This window comes from Variovorax sp. 01T439_2 (assembly GCF_056398445.1).
In genome coordinates this window covers 1-1,810 of the sequence record NZ_JBFTPJ010001085.1, presented here as the reverse complement: position 1 = coordinate 1,810, position 1,810 = coordinate 1, and the positions used below count along the sequence as shown (strand labels likewise).

2 protein-coding genes are annotated in these 1,810 nt (G+C 72.9%); both read right to left on the bottom strand.

Annotated features, from left to right (window positions below; translation table 11 throughout):
* Positions 1 to 266 (bottom strand): nucleotide-binding protein (locus AC1DOC_RS32180; RefSeq protein ID WP_478131388.1); only part of this gene is annotated, 266 nt, incomplete at its 3' end.
* Between the two features lie 87 nt (positions 267 to 353).
* Positions 354 to 1,810 (bottom strand): efflux transporter outer membrane subunit (locus AC1DOC_RS32175; protein WP_478131387.1); only part of this gene is annotated, 1,457 nt, incomplete at its 5' end.

The window sequence follows — 1,810 nt, the reverse complement described above, 5'->3', positions numbered from 1 at the left end:
ACCTGGCTGTGCGTGTCGCGCTCGGGCTTGAGCAGCAGCGGGTTCATGCGCACGTCGGGCACGGCGCGCGCGGCCAGCGCCTGGAAATACTGCGCGCTGCCGATTTCGCCGCCGCCCACCACGCGGGCGTTGTTGCTCATGTTCTGCGCCTTGAAGGGCGCCACCTGGAGGCCCTGGCGCGCGTACCAGCGGCACAGCGCGGCGGTCAGCCAGCTCTTGCCGGCGCCACTGGTCGTGCCGAGAACCATCACGCATCGGGTTGTCATGCGGCTATTGTCCGTTGTCGCCGCAGCCCTCTTGCGGCAGCCGCGAAGAGGCAAAGAAAAAGGGGCTTGCGCCCCTTGGTTTTTCTTTCAGCGCGCCGCGGTCTGTACCGCGGCTGCCCCGTCCTGGGGCGGCGCCTTTGCGGTGGCCGCCGGCACCTCCCAGCCGCCGCCGATGGCGCGGATCAGCCCCACGGCCGCCTGGTACTGCGCCGACTTCACCTGCAGCGCCTGGCGCCGGTTGCGCAATTCGCTGCGGCGGGCGTCGAGCAGGTCGAGCTGGCTGATGTAGCCGTTGCGGTAGCGCGTGTCCGACAGGCTGGTCGCGCGCTGCGCCGAGGTGACGGCCTGCGCCTGCACCGCCGACTGCTCCTGCAGGATGCGGATCGCGGACAGCTGGTCTTCGACCTCCTGGAACGCCACCAGCACCTGGTTGCGGTAGTTCGCGAGCGCGCCGTCGAGCTGGGCGTTGGCGCCCTGCACGCCGGCTTCGCGGCGGCCGCCGTCGAAGATCGGCAGCGAGAGCAGCGCACCCACGCCCCACGAGCGGGCCGACCACTTGAACAGGTCGCCGATCTCGGGCGATGCATAGCCGGCCGCGCCGGTCAGCGAGATGTCCGGGAACCACGCCGCCTGCGCCACGCCCACGCGGGCCTGCGCTGCGAGCACCGCGTTCTGCGCGGCCGAGACGTCGGGGCGGCGCGTGAGCACCGTGGCCGGCACGCCGGGCGGCACGGACGGCAGCGCGGTGGCCCAGTCGTCGGTGCGCAGGCCGAAGCTCGAGGCCGAGTCGCCCACCAGCACCGCGAGCGCATGCTCGACCTGGGCGCGCTGCCGGTCGAGCGCGAGCGCGTCCGACTCGGTGGACGAGACCTCGGTCTGCACGCGCGCCACGTCGAGCTCGGCGATGTCGCCGGCCTGCTGCCGGCGCTGCGAGAGGCGCAGCGTGTCGCGGTAGGCCTCGACCTGTTCGCGCACCAGCGCGCGCTCGGCGTCGAGCGCACGCAGCTGCAGGTAGGTCTGGGCCACTTCGGCCTGCACCGCAAGGCGCGTGCTCTGCAGCAGGGCCTCGCGGCTCTGTGCGTCGAGCTTGGCCGCATTGCTCGCGCCCGAGAGGCGGCCGAACAGGTCGACCTCGTACGAGAAGGTGGCGCCGATGTTGGTCATGGTGGCCGGCCGGGTGCTGGCCGTGGCCTTGTCGAGCCCGSCGCCGCGGTTGGCGCCCGCGCCCAGGCCGATCTGCGGCATGCGGTCGGCATTGGCGCTGCGCGCCAGCGCGCGGGCCTCGGCCAGCCGCGCCGCCGCGGCCTGGATGTTGTTGTTGCTGACGTCGGCCTTCTCGACCAGCGCATTGAGCACCGGATCGTTGAACGCCAGCCACCAGGCGCCGCGCGCCTGCGCTTCGGAGGGCACGGCACGCGTCCAGCCCGCGGGCGGGGCGGTGCCCTGCTCCTTGAACTCGGCAGTGGTCTGGATCTCCGGCACGCCCGAGGGCACGCTCGCGCAGCCGGCCAGCACCAGGGCTGCGACCAGCGGCAGCAAGGCAG